Below are 17995 nucleotides of genomic sequence, written 5' to 3'. Positions count from 1 at the left end.
CGAGCGGCTTCCACCGACCGCTCGCACGGAGCAAATGACGATGCGCCTGCCGGTTTTTTCCCCTCTCGTGACGCGGGAGACTGCAACGCCCCGACGGCGCGTGCTGTGGCTGTCCTGCATTGCGCACGCAATGCACGATGGTTATACGGACATGATCTACGCGTTGCTGCCGGTGTGGCAGTCGGAATTCGGGCTCGACTTTGCGGCCCTGGCGATCCTGCGCGGCATCTATGCCGGCACGATGGCGACGCTGCAGTTGTCTGCGGGGCGCCTCGCGCAACACCTGGGCAGCGGCACGACCCTCGCATTCGGCACACTGCTCGCCGCGCTCGGTTATGCGCTCGCGGGCGTGTCGGGTGGCCTGCTCGGTCTGGGCGTGGCGCTGGCGATTTCGGGCGGCGGATCCAGCACGCAGCATCCGATCGCATCGGGCGCCGTCTCCCGCCTCTATGGACGCGACGCGAGAGGCCCGCTGAGCATCTACAACTTTGCCGGCGATCTGGGGAAATCCGCACTGCCGGCCGCCATTTCGCTGCTCGTGACCCTGATGCCGTGGCGTCACGCGCTATGGATCGTCGCCGGATTGGGCTGCGTCGTGGCCGCCGTCATCGCGCTCTGGTTTCCCGCCGTGCCGCGTGGCGCAAGCAACACGGCGGCCAAAGAACAGGCGTCCGCTCAACGCAGCGGCACCGGAGGAAGCGGCTTCCCCATGCTTTTTTCCATCGGCGTGCTCGATACGGCGGTACGCATGGGACTGCTGACATTTCTGCCTTTCCTGCTCAAGGCAAAGGGTGTCTCGCCGCAACTGCTGGGAACGGCGCTTGCGCTCGTGTTCATAGGCGGTGCGGCCGGCAAATTCCTGTGTGGCTGGTTGGGCGCGCGCCTGGGTATGGTCAGGACGGTGCTGCTCACGGAGGGCGGTACAGCCGCGTGCATCGTCGCGGTGATGTATCTCCCGTTGGCACTCGCCATGGTGCTGCTGCCGATTCTGGGTATGATGCTCAACGGCACTTCGTCGGTGCTGTACGGAACCGTTCCGGAGATGTCCGCACCCGAGCGCACCGAGCGCGCATTCGCGATCTTCTACACGGGGACGATCGCATCCGGCGCGATATCGCCTGTTCTCTACGGTTTCCTGGGCGACAGGATCGGTGTGCATGGCGCCACGTATGCGACCGCGCTGACCGCCCTCGCGATTTTTCCGCTCGCCCTCGCACTGCGCCCGCATCTGGCGGATGACTGAACAGGATGAACACCATGACGAACGCTGGCTACCCGACCGTCGCCCTCGTCGGTCCGGGCGCAATCGGAACGACCGTCGCCGCGGCCCTTCATGAAGCCGGCCGCACGCCGGTGATCTGCGGCCGCTCGGCCCACGAACAGTTGAAGCTGCGCTTCGACGGCGGCGAGATCGTCGTGCCCGGGCCCGTACTGACCGATCCGCACGCGGTCGAGGAAAGGTTCGATCTCGTGTTCGTCGCGGTCAAGTCGACGCAGATCGCGAGTGCGGCACCCTGGGTCTCCGCGCTATGCGATGCGAATACCGTCGTCTGCGTGCTGCAAAACGGCGTCGAGCAGAAAGCCGCGTTCGCGCCGTATGCGGCCGGCGCCACGGTCGTGCCGTCGGTCGTCTGGTTTCCGGCGCAGCGCGAATCGGGCGCATCGGTGTGGCTGCGGGGCAAGCCTCGGCTCACGCTGCCCGATACGCCGGCGAGCAACGTGGTGGTCGCCGCTTTGCACGGCACGCGCTGCGCGCCGGAGGTGGCGGAGGATTTCATCTCGCTCGCGTGGCGCAAGCTCTTGCAGAACGCCGTGGCGGGACTCATGGTGCTGACCGGCCGCCGCGCCGGCATGTACACGCGAAGCGACATCACCGAACTGTCGCTCGCCTACCTGCGGGAATGTCTCGAGGTCGCGCGGGCGGAGGGCGCGAAGCTGGGCGATGACGTGCCGCAGGAAATCGTCGATGGATTGCATGGCTTTCCGCCCGATTTAGGGACGTCCATCCTTGCCGACCGACAAGGCAACCATCCGCTCGAATGGGACTGCCGGAACGGCGTCGTGCAGCGCTACGGACGAACGCACGGCATTCCGACGCCGATCAGCGATCTGGTCGTTCCGCTTCTCGCTGCCGCCAGCGATGGCCCGGGCTAGCCGCAAGCAAACCCAAGGGATCGGATCGACGCGAGACTCACCGCCTCGTCGGTCATGAAATTCGGCCGCCGTGCGCGTCTGCGATCGGATGATCAGACTCCGTGCAAATCGCCCGGTTGCGTCGGAAAGTGCATCACGGCGAATCAGATAACATACAGGCCGCCACCTTTCCACGATCAGACCGACGGAGTGTTTTCAGTGATTCAACCGACCCCTGTATTCAAGGACAACCTCGCGCAACTGCCGGCCATCGACGGTATCGCGCACATCGATCTCGCCGGCGCGAACGGCGACGTGGTCGCGACCATCGAGAACCAGCCGGGCAAGCAGGGCTCGCTCGCGGTGTACAACTATCTGCAGCAGGCATTCGGCACGCTCGACGCGAAAGCGGCCGAGCACGGCCTCGCCGTGTTCGCCGAACATACGGCCGACGCACGCAACCGCCCGGGCGCGCACCCGAACGTCGATCGTCTGCTGGCGATCGTCGACGGCGGTGAAGCGCTGCGCATCGACGTCGTCGCGAAGGGCTGAGTCGTTGGCGGCACACGTGCGGAACACCGCAACCGTCGCATCCGTATCCGCTTCCCTGGAGATCGCCCGCGTGTCTCGCTTGAGTGCTCTGGCTTCGGGCCGTCGTTTCGCGACGGCCACCGCGATCACGGCCGTTGCCTGGGCCGCGCTCGGCGGCACGGCATCGGCCGCCCCGCTGCGGACAGCATCCGATATCGCCGGCGCGTCGCTCGTGCCGCTCGGCGTGCTGCCGCATTCGCCGGAGGACGGTTCGCTCGATCCGTTTTGCGAGCGATATCGCGCGAAGACGACCACCGCGGCCGGCCGCGAAGTCGCGAAGCGCGACTGGATCGTGACGTCCGAGGCGCCGCTCGGGCGCTACACGGTCGTCACGTTCTCGAGCGGCTTCCGCGCCGGCACGAGCGCGATCTGCTTCGCGCGCAACGGCAACATCGGCGTATTCGACGGCACGACGCTCGTCGCGCTCGGCTATACCGCGCGCAAGGCCGGCTGGCAGCTCGGCTCGGTCGATCGGCTGGAAAACGGCGCGCTGCTGATCTGGGGCGGCGACGGCCCGGCACCGCCCGTCGGCGAACTGCATGAAGAGAACGGCGACCTGCGCTTGACCGGTGTCGCCGCCGAAAGCACACACTGCGGCGGCCGTGCGGTCGTGCCGAACGTGTACGGCGCGCCGCTCGATGCGGCACGCAGGATCCTGATCGCGCACGGCTGGCAACCGCTGCGCCCGCGCGAGAAGCCGGAAGCAACGGACGGTGCGGCAACGCTCGCGAAGCACGGCATCTTCGAAGCCGAAGCGTGTTCGGGTACTGGAATGGGGTATTGCGCGCTGCGCTACCGGAATGCAGCCGGCGTGCTCGGCGTGACGACGGCCGGCGGCGAGCCGGACAAGCCTTCGGCGAATACCGTGATCGACTACCGGGTCGCGTGCCGCAAGCCGGGGGCGCGCTGATCGCGCGAGCATGATGCATGTGTCATGCGATCCGCGCGGTCCGGCCATCGTCCGTTCGCTCGATTGACCGCGCTCACGTGCCCTCCTAAACTGACCTCCCTTTTACGCCGCACCGACAAAAGGGACTGCCATGATCGACCTCTCCACGCTCGCGCTGTTCTCCGGCGCATGTCTCGCCCTGACGGCCACGCCCGGCCCCGACATGCTGCTGATCGCGTCCCGCAGCGTGAGCCAGGGCCGGCGTGCAGGCTTCGCGACGCTCGCGGGCATTCAGGCCGGCACCTACTGCCACGCGCTCGCGGCCGCGCTGGGCTTGTCGCAGCTTTTTGTCGCGGTGCCGCTCGCGTATGACGCCGTGCGCTTCGCAGGCGCCGCGTATTTGCTGTATCTCGCGTGGAAAACCTTCCGTTCGGATGCGACCGCGCTGTCGCCCGTCGCGTCGCCACGCCGCCACTCGACCGCGACGATCTTCCGTCAGGGCCTGACGACGAACCTGCTGAATCCGAAGATGGCGTTGTTCGTGCTCGCGCTGTTTCCGCAGTTCGTGCGCCCCGAGCACGGTTCGATCGCCGGGCAGATTCTCGTGCTCGCGACGGTGCTGAACCTGATCGGACTCGTCGTGAACGGCGCGGTCATTCTTTCCGCGAGCCGGCTGAGCCAGCGGATCGGCGCGCGCCGCCGGCCGTCGAAACTGCCTCAGTATCTGCTTGGGTCGGTATTCGTCGGATTGGCGGCGCGGCTTGCGGTGGCGGGGCGGCAGTAGTCGTAGCCGCCGCCCGATTCAGGTGCCGCCCGAACGGCCAGGTTCAGGCCCGTTCTTGACACACCCGCGCGTATCCGCCACCACCCGCAACGCGTCGCTCTCGAGCAAGCTCGCCGGCGTCACCGTGCGGCGGCGCCACGGGATTCGCCCGAAATACCAGATTTTCCAGAAACCGAGCGGATGATCGGGATTCCGGCGCAACAGCATGTCGAAGGTCTCGACGTCGCCGAGCACGATCCGCGTCGCATCGCGCACGACTTCGCGCACGAACCGCGAGCAGAACTGCCGGCGCGACGCGAGATTGAAACCCGTGTCGTAGACCACGCCGGTCCGGCGCATCGCCGCGTCGACAAGCCGCCGCCGCTGCTCTGCATCGAGCGGCTGCTTCAGCCGCGCGATCACGCATGCGCCGCGATCGGAGCGTGCGAGAAATCGCGACATCGTCGTCACGCGCGATAGCGGAAACGTGCTCTCCGCGATCAGCGTTTCACCGCCGCGCGCGCCGACGACGATGCCGACGTGATTCGTCCATGAGCGCGTTGCGCTCGCTACCTCGAGGAACGGCCGCACGGTCACACGAATGAACACGATGTCGCCGATCTCCGGTGCGACCGGCAACGACACATGATGCGTTTCGGGAGAACCGACGCAGAAGAGGCGCCGCCGGCACGCGCCGGGCGAGCGGATCATGAGCGGCTGGCGGCCGGTGTCGACGACCATACGGACCTCGCGCAAGTGGTGATGGCGCGAGCATGTCAGCAGCGGCCGGACTCCGCATCCGCTTCGTGTGCGAGGCCAGGTATTCGCGCCGCCCGGTGGCGGATTTCGATACCGGGGTGAGGCGGCGCGCGGGCGCCGCCGCCTTCAGCGCGTCGCGCCCAGCGCCACGCGCAGCCGTTCCATCAACTGCGTGTAGTGGCGCAGCACGTCGTCCTTCGGCACGACATTCGCCGTCGCGAAACGGTCGGACCACACCGGTTTCCACTCATACGAACCGTGCAGGCTGCGGTCGCCGTCGGGCGCCTGGATCAGCGAGCGGATCCGCGCATCGCGGCCCGGGCCCGTATGCATGTCGAACAGCGCATGGATATACGTGTGATACGCGTCGTACACGTCGTCGTCGAACAGGTAACGATAGATGTGGAACGTGCGGTCGAGCTCGCGCTTGGCGCGGATCACGTCGTCCGGCGAGATGTCCTTCCAGTAGCCGATCCACGTGTAGAAGCACAGCAATGCATTGAGCTGCGGCGCGACCGCGTCGTACAGCGCGAGCCGCTTCTCGATCAATCGCTGGTTGGTCCATTGCACCAGTTCAAGGCGCTTCAGCCGGCGCGCGACGAGCCAGCCGAGACACGCGACCGACAACGGCGTCAGCACGCCGAGCACGAGCTTGACGATTTCCAGCGAATTCCACGGATTGTTGAATGGCTGCATGAATGGCCCGACAAGAAGGAACGTACCCGCGCCGGCGCATGACCCGGCGCGCGGCGCCGCCTGCCCATTTGCGTCGACATTGACCGTTAGTTGCTTGCGCATCGAACGCCGTGCGACAACACGGGCGACATGCCCGAAGCGGCGCGATGCGTCAGTCTATCGGGCGATTGTCACCGAGCCGTGACCGTTCGTCGACCCGTCGTCGCAACTCCGCGCGCCCGCGTCGCGTTACGTCGGCAGCGCCGACGTCAGCTTGACCTTCTGCATCGGAATGTCCGTCTTCACGCTCAGCACGCCGGGGATGCGCGTGAGGGTTTCCATCTGGAAGCGCCGGTAGTCGTCGATATCGGCCGCGACGACGCGCAGCAGGAAATCGCAGTCGCCCGCCATCAGGTGGCATTCGACGACTTCCGGCATCTGCTGGACGGCGTCGGCGAAACGGTTCACGGATTCCGCGTCCTGCCCCTTCAGCCACACGCGCGTGAAGATCGTCAGGCCCTTGCCGACTTTCGCGGGATTCAGCACGGCCACGTATTTCTCGATCACGCCGGCTTCCTCGAGCAGCCGCACGCGCCGCAGGCACGGCGATGGCGACAACCCGACCTCGTGCGCGAGTTCCACGTTCTGCATGCGGCCGTCGCGCTGGAGCGCGCTCAGGATCCGGCGGTCGATGGCGTCAAGTTTCATTTGGCATCCGATTCCAAGAAATTCCCAAATCCTTCGTTCGATGCCAAATTCTCCGAAAATCATGGCCACAACGCAACCCGATTCGAGTCAAAAAAGCAGACAATCCCTCCCCCGAAGGAGGAGTAATGAGCAGTAGCGTTTCAACGTCGTCAGGGCTTCGCGACAAGCCCGCCTATGTCGCCGAGATGGGCCGCGGATTGCGCGCGGCGCTGCCCGTCATGCTGGGTTTCGTGCCGTTCGCGCTCGTGCTGGGCGCGCAGGCCGCGCAGAAAGGGCTGAGCCTGTTCGAGGTGCCGATGATGACCGGCATGAACTTCGGCGGCGGCTCCGAATTCGCGGCGATCCACCTGTGGACGTCGCCGCCGCACATCGCGCTGATCGTCGCGATGTCGTTCCTCGTGAATTCGCGCCACATCCTGATGGGCGCCGCATTCGCGCCGTATATCCGCCGCCTGCCGCGCCGCCGCGCGTTCTTCGCGCTGTTCTTCATGTGCGACGAAAGCTGGGCGATGTCGCTCGCCGACGCCCGGGCGCGCTCGGCCACCCACATCAGCGTGCCCTACTACGCCGGTATCTGCGTGGGGCTCTACCTGACATGGATCTCGATGACCACGCTCGGCGCGGCGGTCGGCCCGACGATCGGCGACGTCGAGCAGTACGGCTTCGACATGGCGTTCACGGCCGTCTTCCTGGTGCTGCTGCGCGGGATGTGGAAAGGGATGCGCGCGAGCCGCCCGTGGTTCGTGAGCCTCGTCGTCGCGGCGGCCACGCACCTGGCCGTGCCCGGCGCGTGGTACGTCGCGGCCGGCGCCTGCGCGGGGCTGATCGCCGCGCTGCTGTGGGAGCCGCGCGATGCCTGATTTACCGGATCTCAACACGGTCGTCACGATCGTGCTGATGGCGTCGACGACTTACCTGTCGCGCATCCTCGGCTACGTGCTGCTGCGCAACCGCACGCTGAGCCCGCGCATGGCGTCGGTGATGGAAAACGTGCCCGGCTGCGTGCTGATCTCCGTGATCGCGCCGGCCTTCGTGTCGACGCGCCCGGCCGACCTGCTCGCACTGGCCATTACGCTGCTCGCGGCGACACGCCTGTCGATCCTGCCGACTGTCATCGTCGGCGTCGTGTCGGCCGGCGTGTTGCGGCACGTGCTCGGATAACGCGGGTAACGCCGATCCGTCCCGCCGCATCGGCGGTCTGCCGAACCCGAGAACGGGCGCGCGATGCGCCCGTTTTCGCATGCGCGCACGGTGCAAGGTGCTGCGTGGCACGACAGGCGTCGCGACGGGATGCTAGCCTTGCGGGTGTACCCGCGATGCCATCTCCCCTCATTGCCTACCTGCGAGGATCGTCCCGATGCAAGAAACCCGCCCGCTGTTCGATCGTGTCCTGCTCACCAACGACGACGGATTCGACGCCCCCGGCCTTGAAGTGCTCGAACAGGACGCCACGCAACTGGCGCGCGAAGTGTGGATCGTCGCGCCGGCGGAAGACCAGAGCGGCACGTCGCATTCGCTGAGCCTGCACGAACCGCTGCGCGTGCATCGCAAGGGCGAACGCCGTTTCGCTGTGCGCGGCACGCCCGGTGACTGCGTCGCGATCGCGATCAGCCACCTGATGAAGGATGCGCGGCCCGACGTCGTGTTGTCCGGCGTGAATCGCGGCGCGAACCTCGGCACCGAAACGGTGTTCTCCGGCACGGTCGGCGCCGCGATGACGAGCATGCTGGTCGGCGTGCCGGCCATCGCGCTGAGCCAGGCCTTCACCGATCGCAATGCGGTGCCGTGGGGCACCGCGCTGGCGCTCGCGCCGGACGTCATTCGCCGGCTCGTCGCCGCCGGCTGGGACAGCGACGCGTGCCTCAACGTGAATTTCCCGGCGCGGCCGGCCGAGGACGTGCGCGGCCTGAAGGTGACGAACCAGGGGGCCGGTACGCTGCAGGGCGTCGAGATCGTGTCGGGCCGCGATCCGCGCGAGATCGACTATCACTGGCTGAAACTCGCTCGCGCGCCGCGTGAGGACGATCCGGATTCGGAAACGGTCGCACTCGGCGAAGGGTATGTCGCCGTCACGCCGCTGAAGTTCGAGCGCACGCACGATCACGCGCTCGCGCAACTGCGGTCGCGCCTCGGCTGATCCGCGTACGGAGGCAAAAAAAGCGGTCGCGGCAATCGCGTGCATGATTCTTGCGCGCGGCTGTTCGGCCGCGACATTGCATCACGACATCACCGCATCGCCACCACACCGCGACGCTTTATCCCCACATCACTTGCATCACCGCACTACCGCATCACCGCACTACCGCATTACCGCATCACTGCATCACTGCATCACCGCATCACCGCATCACTGCATCACCACTTCACCCCATCACGTCAGGTTCATTCCCCCATCAAGCATCACGATCTCGCCCGTCACGTAATCAGACGCGACGAGCATCGCGACCGTCTGCGCGATGTCATCCGGCGCCGCCGCCCGGCGCATCGGCGCGCGCTCGCGCCAGAGCTGCTGCGCGTCCGTCCAGTCGGCCGTGAGCGGCGTATCGACGAGCCCCGGTGCGACCGCGTTGACGCGAATCGCCGGCGCGAGCGTGCGCGCGAGCATCCGCGTCGTGTGATTGAGCGCGGCCTTCGCGGCCGCATAGGGAATCGACGCGCCCTTCGGCCGCACGCCCGCATGCGAACTGACGTTCACGACGCACCCGGCCCGCCCGTGCGACGCCGCCTCACGCAGCGCGGCCTCCGCTTCGGCGACGAGCCGGAATGGCGCGATCACGTTGATCTCGTGCATCTCACGCCACACGTCGGGCGTCGCCGCGGCAAGGTCGTCATGCGGAATCACGCGGCTGACGCCCGCATTGTTGACGAGGACGTCGAGCCGCCCGTGCACGGCCAGGGCGTCGCGGATCAGCCGCACGCGTTCGGCATCGTCGGCGAGATCGGCCTGCACGTAGGCCGCGCCGAGCTCGCGCGCCATTGCTCGCCCCACGTCCGCCGAACTGCGCGAATGCAGGATCACCGCATAACCGTCCGCCGCCAGGCGGCGCGCGATCGCCGCGCCGATGCCCGACGTCGATCCGGTGACGAGCGCGACCGGCCGATGCAGCCGCGACGCGCGCGGCTCGGCGACGGTTTCGGTTTCAGGTTCCGTTTCGGGAATCGGGGCAGAAATCGGCGGAAGCGGCGCGTCCATGTCGGGGACCCCTGTCAGTGGCGTTCCCGCATCATAAGCGCGATCGGCGCACACCCGGCCGCCGGCACCCACATCCCGGCGACGATCAGCCCCTTGCGGCCCCAGCAGTCGCTCAGCGGCCCGGTGACGATCCGGCAACTGCCCCACACGGCCGGACAGACGGCCTCCAGGATGCGATCCGCTCGAAACCGGCACCACCGGACGAAGCCATTCGGCCCGCATCGAGGCGGGCCGCTCGCTGTTGCCTGCTGCTACTTCGCTGCCAACGCCAGCGAAGGCGCGAGCGCGCTGTTCGGATCCTGGCCGTTCCACTGGCTGACCCAACCATCGTTAGGCGTCGCCCCCATCACGAAATCGAGCGTGCCGCCGGCCTTCATTTCGTCGTAGGTGATGTACGGCCGATGCAGCGGCACGCCGTTCAGGCTCACCGACTGCACATAGCGATTGACCGACGACGGCGCGCCGCCGCCGGCCGTGTGCGCGGTCACGGTGAAGCGCCGCGACTTGCCGAACTTCAACGCACCGCCGTCTCCGCCGCCCGATGCGACCGGGATGTCGATCGTCGCTTCCTCGAACAGCGGCGTGCCAAGGTAGAACACGCCGCCCACCGGATTCAGCGAATAGATGCCAAGCGCGGACAGCACGTACCACGCGGACAGTTGCCCGCAATCGTCGTTGCCGGGAATGGCCGAATCGCGCACGCGGCGCGGGTCGGCCAGCGCGGCCTTCAGGCTGTCGCCGCTGAGCAGCGCGCGATCGCCGGCCGTCAACGTCAGCGAGTACATGTCGTCCATCACCGTGCGCACGCGGTCCTGCGTCTTCGACGGCATGCCCGCGACGTCGTACAGGTACGGCAGATGGTTCGCCGGCTCGTTCCCGGCGAAGAACTGGCCGCTGCGGCCGGTCAGGTCCGGAAAGCCCTGGTTGTCGAGGAAGGTCAGCGGGTTGGCCGGATCGAACGTGCGATCGAGCTGCGCGATGAACTGGCTTTTCCCGCCGAGCAACGCAACGAGCCCCGGGAAGTCGTGGAAAATGTTCCACGTATCGATCCACGCATTCGATTCGGAGAAGTCCGTCTTCTCCGCCGCCGTCGGGTCGAAGCCCGCCACCCAGTTGCCCTGCGCATCCTTCGGCTGCGAGAACTTCCAGCCGTTGTTCAGCGTCGGGTTGAACACGTTCCGGTAATTCTGGCTGCGCTGCAGGTAGGGCCGGTAGTCGGCCGTGCTCTTGCCCGCCGCCTTGCCGACCGCGGCCGTCGCCCAGTCGTCGAACGCATAGTCCTGCGTCGTCGACACCGATGCGTTGTCGCCCGCGACCACGTAGCCGCGCTGGCGGTACTGGTCGAAGCCGTGCGCGCTCGCGCCCTGCGTGGTCGTCAACGCGGCCCAGATGTCGTCGATGCCCGCGCTCGTCAGGTGCTTCAGGTACGCATCGGCGATCAGCGGGATCGACGGGTGGCCGGCCATCGTGAAGGTTTCCGTTTGCGCGAGCGGCCACACCGGCAGCTCGCCCTTGCCGTTCTGCCTGAACTGCGTGAGCAGCGACTTGACCCAGCCGTCGACGCGCTCGGGCTGTACCAGCGTCATCAACGGCGACTCGGCGCGGAAGGTGTCCCACAGCGAGAACGTCGACGAATAATCGAAGCCCGGATTCGCATGCTTGCTCGTCGTCGGCGGCGACGTCGTGCCGTCGTTGGTCGAATCGGTGCCGACGTAGCTGCCGTCCGCGTTGTTGTAGACGGTCGGCGCGAGCATCGTGCGATACAGCGACGTATAGAACATCGTCCGCTGGTCGGCGCTGCCGCCCTTGATCCTGATCCGTCCGAGCGCGTCGGCCCACACGCGTTCGGCGGCGCCGCGCACCTGGTCGAACGACTTCGCGCCGACTTCCGCGGCGAGATTGGCCTGTGCATCCGCGATGCTCGACGGCGAGATGCCGACCTTCACCGTAACCGCGCCGCTGTCGTTGCCGTCGGCGAACGTCAGGTAGGCCTTGAAGCCGTCGGCGCTGAACGCGACGTGCTTCGTATCGAACGGCTTCGAGAAACGCGCGACGAAATACGTCGGCTTGTTGTTCGCCCAGTTGTTCGTGATCTCCCAGCCGGCGATCGTCTGCGCATCGATGACCTGGATCTTGCCGCTCGCGGTCGAGCCGCCGGTCGGGTTGTCGATGCTGACGATCATGCTGCGCTTCTGTGCTGCCGCGCTCGGGAAATACGTGTAGCGATGCACACCCGCATGCGCGGTGGCCGTCATCTCCGCGAGAATCTTCGCGCCCTTCACGTTCCATGGCGTGTTGCCGCTGCCGGCCGGTGCCATCTTCACGCGGTAGTAACCGGGGCTCGCGGTTTCGTCGTCGTGGCTGAACGACGCGTTGTAGGTGATCGACGCATCGGCGGCCACCTTGGCCAGCGTCGCGGTGTCGACCGGCGCCAGCGTCGGCAGGAACCGCACTTCGCCGCCCGAACCGATGCCGGTGCCCGACAGGTGCGTATGCGTGAAGCCGGTGATGAGCGGATCGTCGTACTGATAGCCGGACGTGCGATCCCAGTTCCACGGCAGCGTGTGCGCGCCGCCGGTCGTGTCCGGCCCGAGCTGCACCATCCCGAACGGCACGGTCGCGCCCGGGTACACGTGGCCGTGGCCGCGAACGCCGCTGCCCCAGTCCGCGTTGATGTCGAGGTTCGCGGTGCCGATCATCGGATCGACGCTGCGCAGCACCGATCGCTTGCCCGCGCCGCCGTTCTCGCCCTGGTCGTTCTGGTCGTTCTGGTTGCCCTGATCGTTCCGGTTGCCCTGCGCGTTCGACATCTGCGCGAGCACGCTCGCATCCGTCGAAGCCTGATCGCCCCCGCACCCCGACAACACGGCAAGGCACCCGATACCCACCACATGACGTAGCTTCATCCGTTCGTCCCTCCCTCTCTCTGCGTCGATCCTGTCGGCAAGAACCGCTCGTTGATCTTCTCGACCGTTACGGCGCGCTGGCCGCCTGCGGGAACGACGGCATCGCGGATGCGTCGGTGCCCCACGTCGCCGCGCTCGCGTCGGCCGTCATCGAATACGACAGCTTTCCGCCCTTCGCGATGTGCTCGAACGGCAGCCACGCGGTCGGGTAAGGTGCGCCGTTCAGCTTCAGCGACTTCACGTAGAACGACGCGGCATCGCCCGAACCCGCGCCCGGCGCGACGATGTGCAGCAGGCGGTAGCTGCCGTCCTGCTGCCCGACGCGCACGACGATCTTCTCGAACTGCGGGCTCGACAGCGCGACGCCGCTCACGCCCGGCACGACCGGGTAGAGACCGAGCGCGGCCCACACGTACCAGCCCGAGATCGCACCGAGATCGTCGTTGCCGGGCAGCCCGGCCGCACCGGTGCCGAACGCGTTCGCGAGCGACGCGTGCAGCACGCGCTGCGTATGCGACGGCGCGCCGGCCCACGCATAGACCCACGGCGCGGCCATCGTCACTTCGTTGCCGACGTAGAAATACGGCTGCACGGTGCCGATGTTCAGGTGCGTGAAGAACGTGTCGAGCCGCTTGACGACCGATGCGGCGCCGCCGGCCTGCGCGACCACGCCACCGAGATCGTGCGGCACGTACCACGTGTACTGCTCCGAGTTGCCTTCCATGAAACCGGTGCCGTCGGTGACCCACGCGCCCGCCGCGGTCTTCGGCTGGATCGCATTCCTGTCGAACAGGTTCTGCCAGTTGCCGCTCGACTTCAGCAGCGTGCCGGCCGTCGCCGTATCGCCGAGCGCCGTCGCGAAGCGCGACACCGCGAAGTCGCGCACCGCATATTCGAGCGTGTTCGACGCGGTCTGGTTGTCGCCCGGGCCCGACGACGGCACGTAGCCGAGCCGGTCGTAATCCGCGCGGCTGGCCATCACCGGCGTGCCGGCACATGCGGCGCCCGGTGACGTGCTGCGCTTCATGATCGACAGCGCGGCCTGCGTGTCGAAGTTCGTCGCGCCGAACGCATGCGCGTTCGCGACGATGATCGATCCCGCATCGCCCGGCATCACGGCCGTCTCGGTATTGAAGTACGCCCAGCGCGGGAACGCGCCGCACGCTTTTGCATCGAGCACGAGCGACTGCACGATGTCGCTGGTCCGCACCGGATCGAGCAATGCCTGAAGCTGCATGAACGAGCGGTCGATGTCCCAGCCGGAGAAGTTCGCGTACATCGTGCGGCCTCGCTCGACCTGACGCGTCGGCGCGGCCGACGCGCCGTTCGACGCGTAAAAGTCCGGATACTGGCCGTTCACGTCGTTGAACACGTTCGGGTGCAGCGAAGCGTGATAGAGCGCGGTGTAGAACTTCGTCTTGTCGGCATCGCTGCCGCCCGTGACCTGGATCGCGTTCAGGCGCGCGTTCCACGCGGCGCTCGCCGCGCTGCGTACCTTGTCGAAACGCCAGTTCCGGTTGCCTTGCGCGTCGGTGCCCGGATTCTCGTCGAGCAGGTTCGCCTTCGCATTCGCTTCGCTGACGAACGAAATGCCGAGCTTCATCATCACATCCGGGTGCTTGCGGTCGACATTGAACGTCAACGCCACGGGGCTGTCGTTCGACAGCGCCGGCTTCGCCGCGAACGGCTGGCTGAATTCCGCGTAGTAGTAGACGGGTACCGCATGCCCGGCCCAGCAGAATCCGCCGCCCGCGATCGTGCCGGACAACGCGCGGTCGCCGACCTGGCTGATCGTGTCGCCCGTCGAGCCTTGCGCGCGATTGTTCAGCACGGTCGGATCGATCGCGATCGTCGCCTGCTGGCCCTGCGCGAGTGCCGGATACGTGAAGCGCGCGAAGCCAGTGCGCAGCGTCGTCGTCAGCTCGGCCTTGATGCCGTTGCCGAGCGTGACACCGTAATAACCGGCCTGCACGGTTTCGTTCGCGTGGCTGAAGCTGGCCGGCGTGCCGGCGTCGCCGGGCGCGAGTTGCGGCATCACGTTCAGGTAGCCGCCGTTCGCCCAGCAGCCGGTGCCGCTCAGGTGCAGGATGCTGAATGCGTTGATCGACGTGTCGCCGTACCAGTAGCCGCCGGAGAAGCCGGAACCGTCGCCTTTGCGGCTGTCGTATTGCGCGGTGGGCGTCATCGGGCTCCACTGCATCATCCCGAACGGGACCGTCGGCCCCGGGAACGTGCCGCCGCCCAGACCCGAGCCGACCGGGTCGGCCGGCTGGTCGGTCGCGTAGTCGGTGCCGATCAGCGGATTGACGTACTGAACGACACGAATGTCGGCGTTCTTCTTCGCTGCTGCGTTGCCGTTGTCGTTTCCATTGCCGTTGCCGCCGTTGCCGTCTTCGTTGCCTTGCGACTGCGCCGCGGCCGACAGATTCGAAGCGGCTGCCGACGGCGAATCGCCATCGCCCCCGCACGAAGCCAGGCCAACGCAGAGCGCCAGCAGCGCCGCTCCCAACCCCCAGTTCCTCGACATCGCCTGTCTCCGTTTCGTTCTTGAATCAAGCTGTTGGTTCGAACTACTGAGCTTTAAATCAGGAATCTTTTCGTGACTTGTCGCGTACGCGGTCAATCGGTCGAAACTGCCGGACGCGTGTATTTATTTCCGTACCCGGATGCCCGAAAAAGACATGCCGGCAGGTCGACATGCCGGCACCCGGGAACGGACAATGCACACAAGCGTGCCCAAATAAACGTGGTTTCTCTACCCCGTATTTTTACGAATTTTTATTTTGTTTATCTAAACAATATGTAATTGATTCGGTTTTTTATACGGAATTCGACATTGCGAATGCGATTGGCAATCAGGGCTGTTTCGGCAGCTCGACGTAGTCTTCAAGCTCGCCGGCGATATAAAGCCGCTTGCCGATACGCGGGTATTCGCAGACATCGTGTTCGAGTCGCTGTCCGCCGACGAGCAGTTCCAGCGGCGCATCGCCGGTGTTCTGCACCGTGTGCGCTTCACCGCCACGCGGAAAGCCGATGAAATCACCGGGCCCGATTTCACTGACGCGTTCGCCGATCGTGACGGAGCCCGTGCCGGACAGCACGTAGACGAATTCTTCCTCGTACAGGTGACGGTGATACTCGGCCGATTCGTGACCGGGCATCAGCGTGAGCAGGTGAACACCGAATTGCGTCAGGCCGGTCAGGTCGCTGAGTTGTCGTTTGAGGCGGACGGCATTGGGATTCAGCGAATGCACCTCGCGCGTCGGTTCCATCTTCGCGATATCGGCGGCCTTCAGCAGTTCCCGGGGAAAGGGAGTCGACATGGGGGTCTCGCAAGCGTGAATGCATCGGTTGAACGCTGCGCCGGCGCGGCGCGCGAGCGGCTATTGTCCGACATTTTCACGCCGGCAGACGTGGCATTCGCACCGCTGTCGCACGCGGCTCACACACCCCCGTTCGTTGCGCGAGCGCATCGATGCGAATGGTGCGCGCCGCGCTGCACGTCATCGCATGCATGAAGGTTGCGCCCGCCAACCTGACGGACGCGGAGGCCGCGTGACGCTCAGCGCACGTGCACGCCGCGCAACGCCGTCAGCAACGCGATGAGCCGATCGATGTGCGCATCTTCCGTGCGCCACGACGACACGCTGATCCGGAACGCCGGCCGCCCCTGCCACACGGTCGCGCCGAACCACACGTCGCCCGATGCCTGTGCGGCTTCGAGGATCGCCGCGGTTTCGTCGTCGGTGCCGGCGCGCACGAGCACCTGGTTCAGCACGACGCGATTCAGCACGTCGTAACCGGCCGCACGCAGGCCGTCCGCAACCCGCGCCGCCTGCGCGCAATGTCGCTCGACCATCGTCGCCACGCCGGCGCGGCCGAGCGCACGCAACGCAGCCCACACGGGAATGCCGCGCGCCCGCCGCGAGAATTCGAGGTTCAGGTTCTTCTGCGCATCCTGCGCGCCGCTCAGGTAGACGGCGTCGCTGTTCATCGCGGTGGCGAGCGCCGCCGCGTCGCGGCAGATCACCATCGCGCCGTCGTACGGCGTGTTGAGCCACTTGTGGCCGTCGGTCGTCCAGCTGTCCGCGCCGTCGATGCCGTCCGTCAGCGCGCGCTTGGACGATGCGCGTGCCCACAGGCCGAACGCGCCGTCCACGTGCACCCATGCGCCGGCCGCCTTCGCGGGCGGAATCAGCGCCGCGAACGGATCGAATTCGCCGGTGTTCACTTCGCCGGCCTGCACGCAGAGGATCGTCATGTCGTCGAGCGGCGGCAACTGGGCGGGGTCGATGCGGCCGTGCGCATCGACCGGCGCGACGACGATGCGCTTCATCCCGAAGCCGAGCACGCGCAGCGCCTTCTTCACCGTGATGTGCGCGAGCGCGGAAATCACGACCTTCACTTCGGGCGCGCCGATCAGCCCGTCCTCGTCGATATCCCAGCCCTTGCGCGCGAGCAGCGCACGCCGCGCGGCCACCAGCGCGACGAGCGTGCAGGCTGTCGCGCTCGTGCCGAAGCCGACCGCGCTGCCTTCGGGCAACGCGAGCGCATCGACGACCCAGCGCGCGGCCTGACGTTCGATCGTCGCCGCGACCGGCGAATTCGCGTACGACGACGCGCACTGGTCCCACGCGAGCATCAGTCGCTCGGCCGCGGCAGCAGCCGGGAGCGCCGCGCCGATCACGAAGCCGAAGTAGTTCGGGCCGTTCGACGCGACCGTCGCGGGCGTGCCGTACTCGTCGAGCAGGCGCAGCACGTCGTCGGCCGGGCGGCCCGCGTCGGGCAGCGGCTCGTCGAAGGCGGCGAGGCCGGCCAGCGCGGCCGCGTCGGGAAACGCGCGTCGCTCGCCGGTTGCGGCCAGATACGCGTGCGCGCGCCGGTCGGCGTCGGCCAGCAGTGCAAGTTCGTCCATGTCGGTTGCCTCGGGGGGAAATGGAATCAGAGTTGCGAGAGATCTTGGCCGAGCTGCTGCAGCGCGCCGTCGATCCGCTTGTAGTACGTGAACTTGCCGACGCGGGTCGCCCGCACGAGCCCGGCATCCGCGAGGATGCGCATGTGGCGCGTGGTCGTGGCCGGCGCGATGCCGAGCTTCTCGGTGATGTACGTGCAGCACACGCCGAGCTCGTCGAAGTCGCCGTGCGGTTGCGGCGGGAAATGCTTGCGCGGCTGCTTGAGCCAGCGCATCACGGCCAGACGGCTTTCGTTGGCCAAAGCGCTGATGCGGGTAACGTCGTCCATGGGGTGCGGTTTCGTTTGACGTTTCGAATATTAGCTAAATGACGAAATGTGGGCAATCGGTTTGAAGGACGATTTCGGCTGGCGATGTGGTGGGTAGGGGCGTTGCGTCGACACGCGATGCAAGCGCAGCGGGATCG

17 protein-coding genes and 1 pseudogene are annotated in these 17995 nt (G+C 66.8%); 8 read left to right on the top strand and 10 right to left on the bottom strand.

Annotation, left to right across the window (positions count from 1 at the left end; all coding sequences use genetic code 11):
• The first annotated feature begins 40 nt into the window (after window positions 1-40).
• The 5 genes from AB3K92_RS09005 (at window position 41) to AB3K92_RS08985 (ending at window position 4397) form a co-directional block, all read left to right on the top strand.
• Entirely contained in the window at window positions 41-1243 is a 1203-nt protein-coding gene (locus AB3K92_RS09005) for an MFS transporter (RefSeq protein ID WP_369465771.1), read from the top strand.
• Between the two features lie 14 nt (window positions 1244-1257).
• The gene (locus tag AB3K92_RS09000; RefSeq protein WP_048021565.1) at window positions 1258-2154 is read left to right on the top strand and encodes an oxidoreductase; all 897 of its coding nucleotides are present in this window, start codon (window positions 1258-1260) and stop codon (window positions 2152-2154) included.
• Window positions 2155-2352: 198 nt separating this feature from the next.
• On the top strand, window positions 2353-2685 hold the full coding sequence (locus tag AB3K92_RS08995) for a DUF2322 family protein (protein WP_369464859.1): 333 nt from the start codon (window positions 2353-2355) through the stop codon (window positions 2683-2685).
• 124 nt (window positions 2686-2809) lie between these two features.
• Window positions 2810-3634 carry a hypothetical protein gene (locus tag AB3K92_RS08990; RefSeq protein WP_369465770.1) on the top strand — a complete coding sequence of 275 codons (825 nt, stop codon included), beginning with the start codon at window positions 2810-2812 and terminating at the stop codon, window positions 3632-3634.
• 130 nt (window positions 3635-3764) lie between these two features.
• Window positions 3765-4397: a LysE family translocator gene (locus AB3K92_RS08985; RefSeq protein ID WP_059488607.1), complete on the top strand. Its 633-nt coding sequence runs from the start codon at window positions 3765-3767 to the stop codon at window positions 4395-4397.
• An 18-nt stretch (window positions 4398-4415) separates the two neighbouring features.
• Here the strand turns inward: AB3K92_RS08985 and AB3K92_RS08980 are convergent, their stop codons facing one another.
• The 3 genes from AB3K92_RS08980 to AB3K92_RS08970 form a co-directional block, all read right to left on the bottom strand.
• Entirely contained in the window at window positions 4416-5117 is a 702-nt protein-coding gene (locus AB3K92_RS08980; protein WP_369464858.1) for a YebB family permuted papain-like enzyme, read from the bottom strand.
• A gap of 144 nt (window positions 5118-5261) precedes the next feature.
• Entirely contained in the window at window positions 5262-5831 is a 570-nt protein-coding gene (locus AB3K92_RS08975; protein WP_048021440.1) for a hypothetical protein, read from the bottom strand.
• A gap of 228 nt (window positions 5832-6059) precedes the next feature.
• Window positions 6060-6518, bottom strand: coding sequence for an Lrp/AsnC family transcriptional regulator (locus AB3K92_RS08970; RefSeq protein ID WP_006749370.1), 459 nt, complete (start codon window positions 6516-6518; stop codon window positions 6060-6062).
• A 125-nt stretch (window positions 6519-6643) separates the two neighbouring features.
• On the opposite strand from AB3K92_RS08970, the gene AB3K92_RS08965 reads away from it, so the two are divergent.
• From AB3K92_RS08965 to surE, 3 genes are all read left to right on the top strand, one after another.
• On the top strand, window positions 6644-7378 hold the full coding sequence (locus tag AB3K92_RS08965) for an AzlC family ABC transporter permease (RefSeq protein ID WP_048021436.1): 735 nt from the start codon (window positions 6644-6646) through the stop codon (window positions 7376-7378).
• A complete protein-coding gene (locus tag AB3K92_RS08960; protein ID WP_060225747.1) occupies window positions 7371-7679 on the top strand; it encodes an AzlD family protein in 309 nt (102 codons plus the stop codon). Before AB3K92_RS08965 ends, AB3K92_RS08960 begins: the two co-directional genes overlap by 8 nt.
• Before the next feature lie 196 nt (window positions 7680-7875).
• Window positions 7876-8655: a 5'/3'-nucleotidase SurE gene (surE, locus tag AB3K92_RS08955; RefSeq protein ID WP_369464856.1), complete on the top strand. Its 780-nt coding sequence runs from the start codon at window positions 7876-7878 to the stop codon at window positions 8653-8655.
• A 234-nt stretch (window positions 8656-8889) separates the two neighbouring features.
• On the opposite strand, the gene AB3K92_RS08950 is transcribed toward surE, so the two are convergent.
• From AB3K92_RS08950 to AB3K92_RS08920, 7 genes and pseudogenes are all read right to left on the bottom strand, one after another.
• The gene (locus AB3K92_RS08950) at window positions 8890-9711 is read right to left on the bottom strand and encodes an SDR family NAD(P)-dependent oxidoreductase (RefSeq protein ID WP_369464855.1); all 822 of its coding nucleotides are present in this window, start codon (window positions 9709-9711) and stop codon (window positions 8890-8892) included.
• 53 nt (window positions 9712-9764) lie between these two features.
• Window positions 9765-9884 (bottom strand): annotated as a pseudogene (locus AB3K92_RS08945) (MFS transporter); the annotation flags it as partial.
• A gap of 78 nt (window positions 9885-9962) precedes the next feature.
• Window positions 9963-12617, bottom strand: coding sequence for a GH92 family glycosyl hydrolase (locus AB3K92_RS08940; RefSeq protein WP_369464854.1), 2655 nt, complete (start codon window positions 12615-12617; stop codon window positions 9963-9965).
• A gap of 67 nt (window positions 12618-12684) precedes the next feature.
• A complete protein-coding gene (locus tag AB3K92_RS08935) occupies window positions 12685-15144 on the bottom strand; it encodes a GH92 family glycosyl hydrolase (protein ID WP_369464853.1) in 2460 nt (819 codons plus the stop codon).
• Window positions 15145-15472: 328 nt separating this feature from the next.
• On the bottom strand, window positions 15473-15940 hold the full coding sequence (locus AB3K92_RS08930; RefSeq protein WP_021160591.1) for a cupin domain-containing protein: 468 nt from the start codon (window positions 15938-15940) through the stop codon (window positions 15473-15475).
• 239 nt (window positions 15941-16179) lie between these two features.
• Window positions 16180-17532, bottom strand: coding sequence for an aspartate aminotransferase family protein (locus tag AB3K92_RS08925; protein ID WP_369464852.1), 1353 nt, complete (start codon window positions 17530-17532; stop codon window positions 16180-16182).
• 26 nt (window positions 17533-17558) lie between these two features.
• Complete coding sequence (locus AB3K92_RS08920) at window positions 17559-17858, bottom strand: helix-turn-helix transcriptional regulator (RefSeq protein ID WP_021160594.1); 300 nt, start codon at window positions 17856-17858, stop codon at window positions 17559-17561.
• Window positions 17859-17995: the final 137 nt, after the last annotated feature.

Origin of the sequence: Burkholderia sp. Bmkn7 (assembly GCF_041103175.1) — a bacterium.
GTDB classification, from domain to species: domain Bacteria; phylum Pseudomonadota; class Gammaproteobacteria; order Burkholderiales; family Burkholderiaceae; genus Burkholderia; species Burkholderia cepacia.
Note: the sequence above shows the minus strand (reverse complement) of the source record. Positions and strands in the feature narration are given on the sequence as shown.

What these genes read in the sequence shown, in the direction of transcription:
- AB3K92_RS08940 (WP_369464854.1), bottom strand. Translation starts at nt 12,617, where the DNA reads ATGAAGCTACGTCATGTGGTGGGTATCGGGTGCCTTGCCGTGTTGTCG.
- AB3K92_RS08985 (WP_059488607.1), top strand. Translation starts at nt 3,765, where the DNA reads ATGATCGACCTCTCCACGCTCGCGCTGTTCTCCGGCGCATGTCTCGCC.
- AB3K92_RS08960 (WP_060225747.1), top strand. Translation starts at nt 7,371, where the DNA reads ATGCCTGATTTACCGGATCTCAACACGGTCGTCACGATCGTGCTGATG.
- AB3K92_RS09000 (WP_048021565.1), top strand. Translation starts at nt 1,258, where the DNA reads ATGACGAACGCTGGCTACCCGACCGTCGCCCTCGTCGGTCCGGGCGCA.
- AB3K92_RS08935 (WP_369464853.1), bottom strand. Translation starts at nt 15,144, where the DNA reads ATGTCGAGGAACTGGGGGTTGGGAGCGGCGCTGCTGGCGCTCTGCGTT.
- surE (WP_369464856.1), top strand. Translation starts at nt 7,876, where the DNA reads ATGCAAGAAACCCGCCCGCTGTTCGATCGTGTCCTGCTCACCAACGAC.
- AB3K92_RS08920 (WP_021160594.1), bottom strand. Translation starts at nt 17,858, where the DNA reads ATGGACGACGTTACCCGCATCAGCGCTTTGGCCAACGAAAGCCGTCTG.
- AB3K92_RS08965 (WP_048021436.1), top strand. Translation starts at nt 6,644, where the DNA reads ATGAGCAGTAGCGTTTCAACGTCGTCAGGGCTTCGCGACAAGCCCGCC.
- AB3K92_RS08975 (WP_048021440.1), bottom strand. Translation starts at nt 5,831, where the DNA reads ATGCAGCCATTCAACAATCCGTGGAATTCGCTGGAAATCGTCAAGCTC.
- AB3K92_RS08970 (WP_006749370.1), bottom strand. Translation starts at nt 6,518, where the DNA reads ATGAAACTTGACGCCATCGACCGCCGGATCCTGAGCGCGCTCCAGCGC.
- AB3K92_RS08980 (WP_369464858.1), bottom strand. Translation starts at nt 5,117, where the DNA reads ATGGTCGTCGACACCGGCCGCCAGCCGCTCATGATCCGCTCGCCCGGC.
- AB3K92_RS08930 (WP_021160591.1), bottom strand. Translation starts at nt 15,940, where the DNA reads ATGTCGACTCCCTTTCCCCGGGAACTGCTGAAGGCCGCCGATATCGCG.
- AB3K92_RS08925 (WP_369464852.1), bottom strand. Translation starts at nt 17,532, where the DNA reads ATGGACGAACTTGCACTGCTGGCCGACGCCGACCGGCGCGCGCACGCG.
- AB3K92_RS09005 (WP_369465771.1), top strand. Translation starts at nt 41, where the DNA reads ATGCGCCTGCCGGTTTTTTCCCCTCTCGTGACGCGGGAGACTGCAACG.
- AB3K92_RS08950 (WP_369464855.1), bottom strand. Translation starts at nt 9,711, where the DNA reads ATGGACGCGCCGCTTCCGCCGATTTCTGCCCCGATTCCCGAAACGGAA.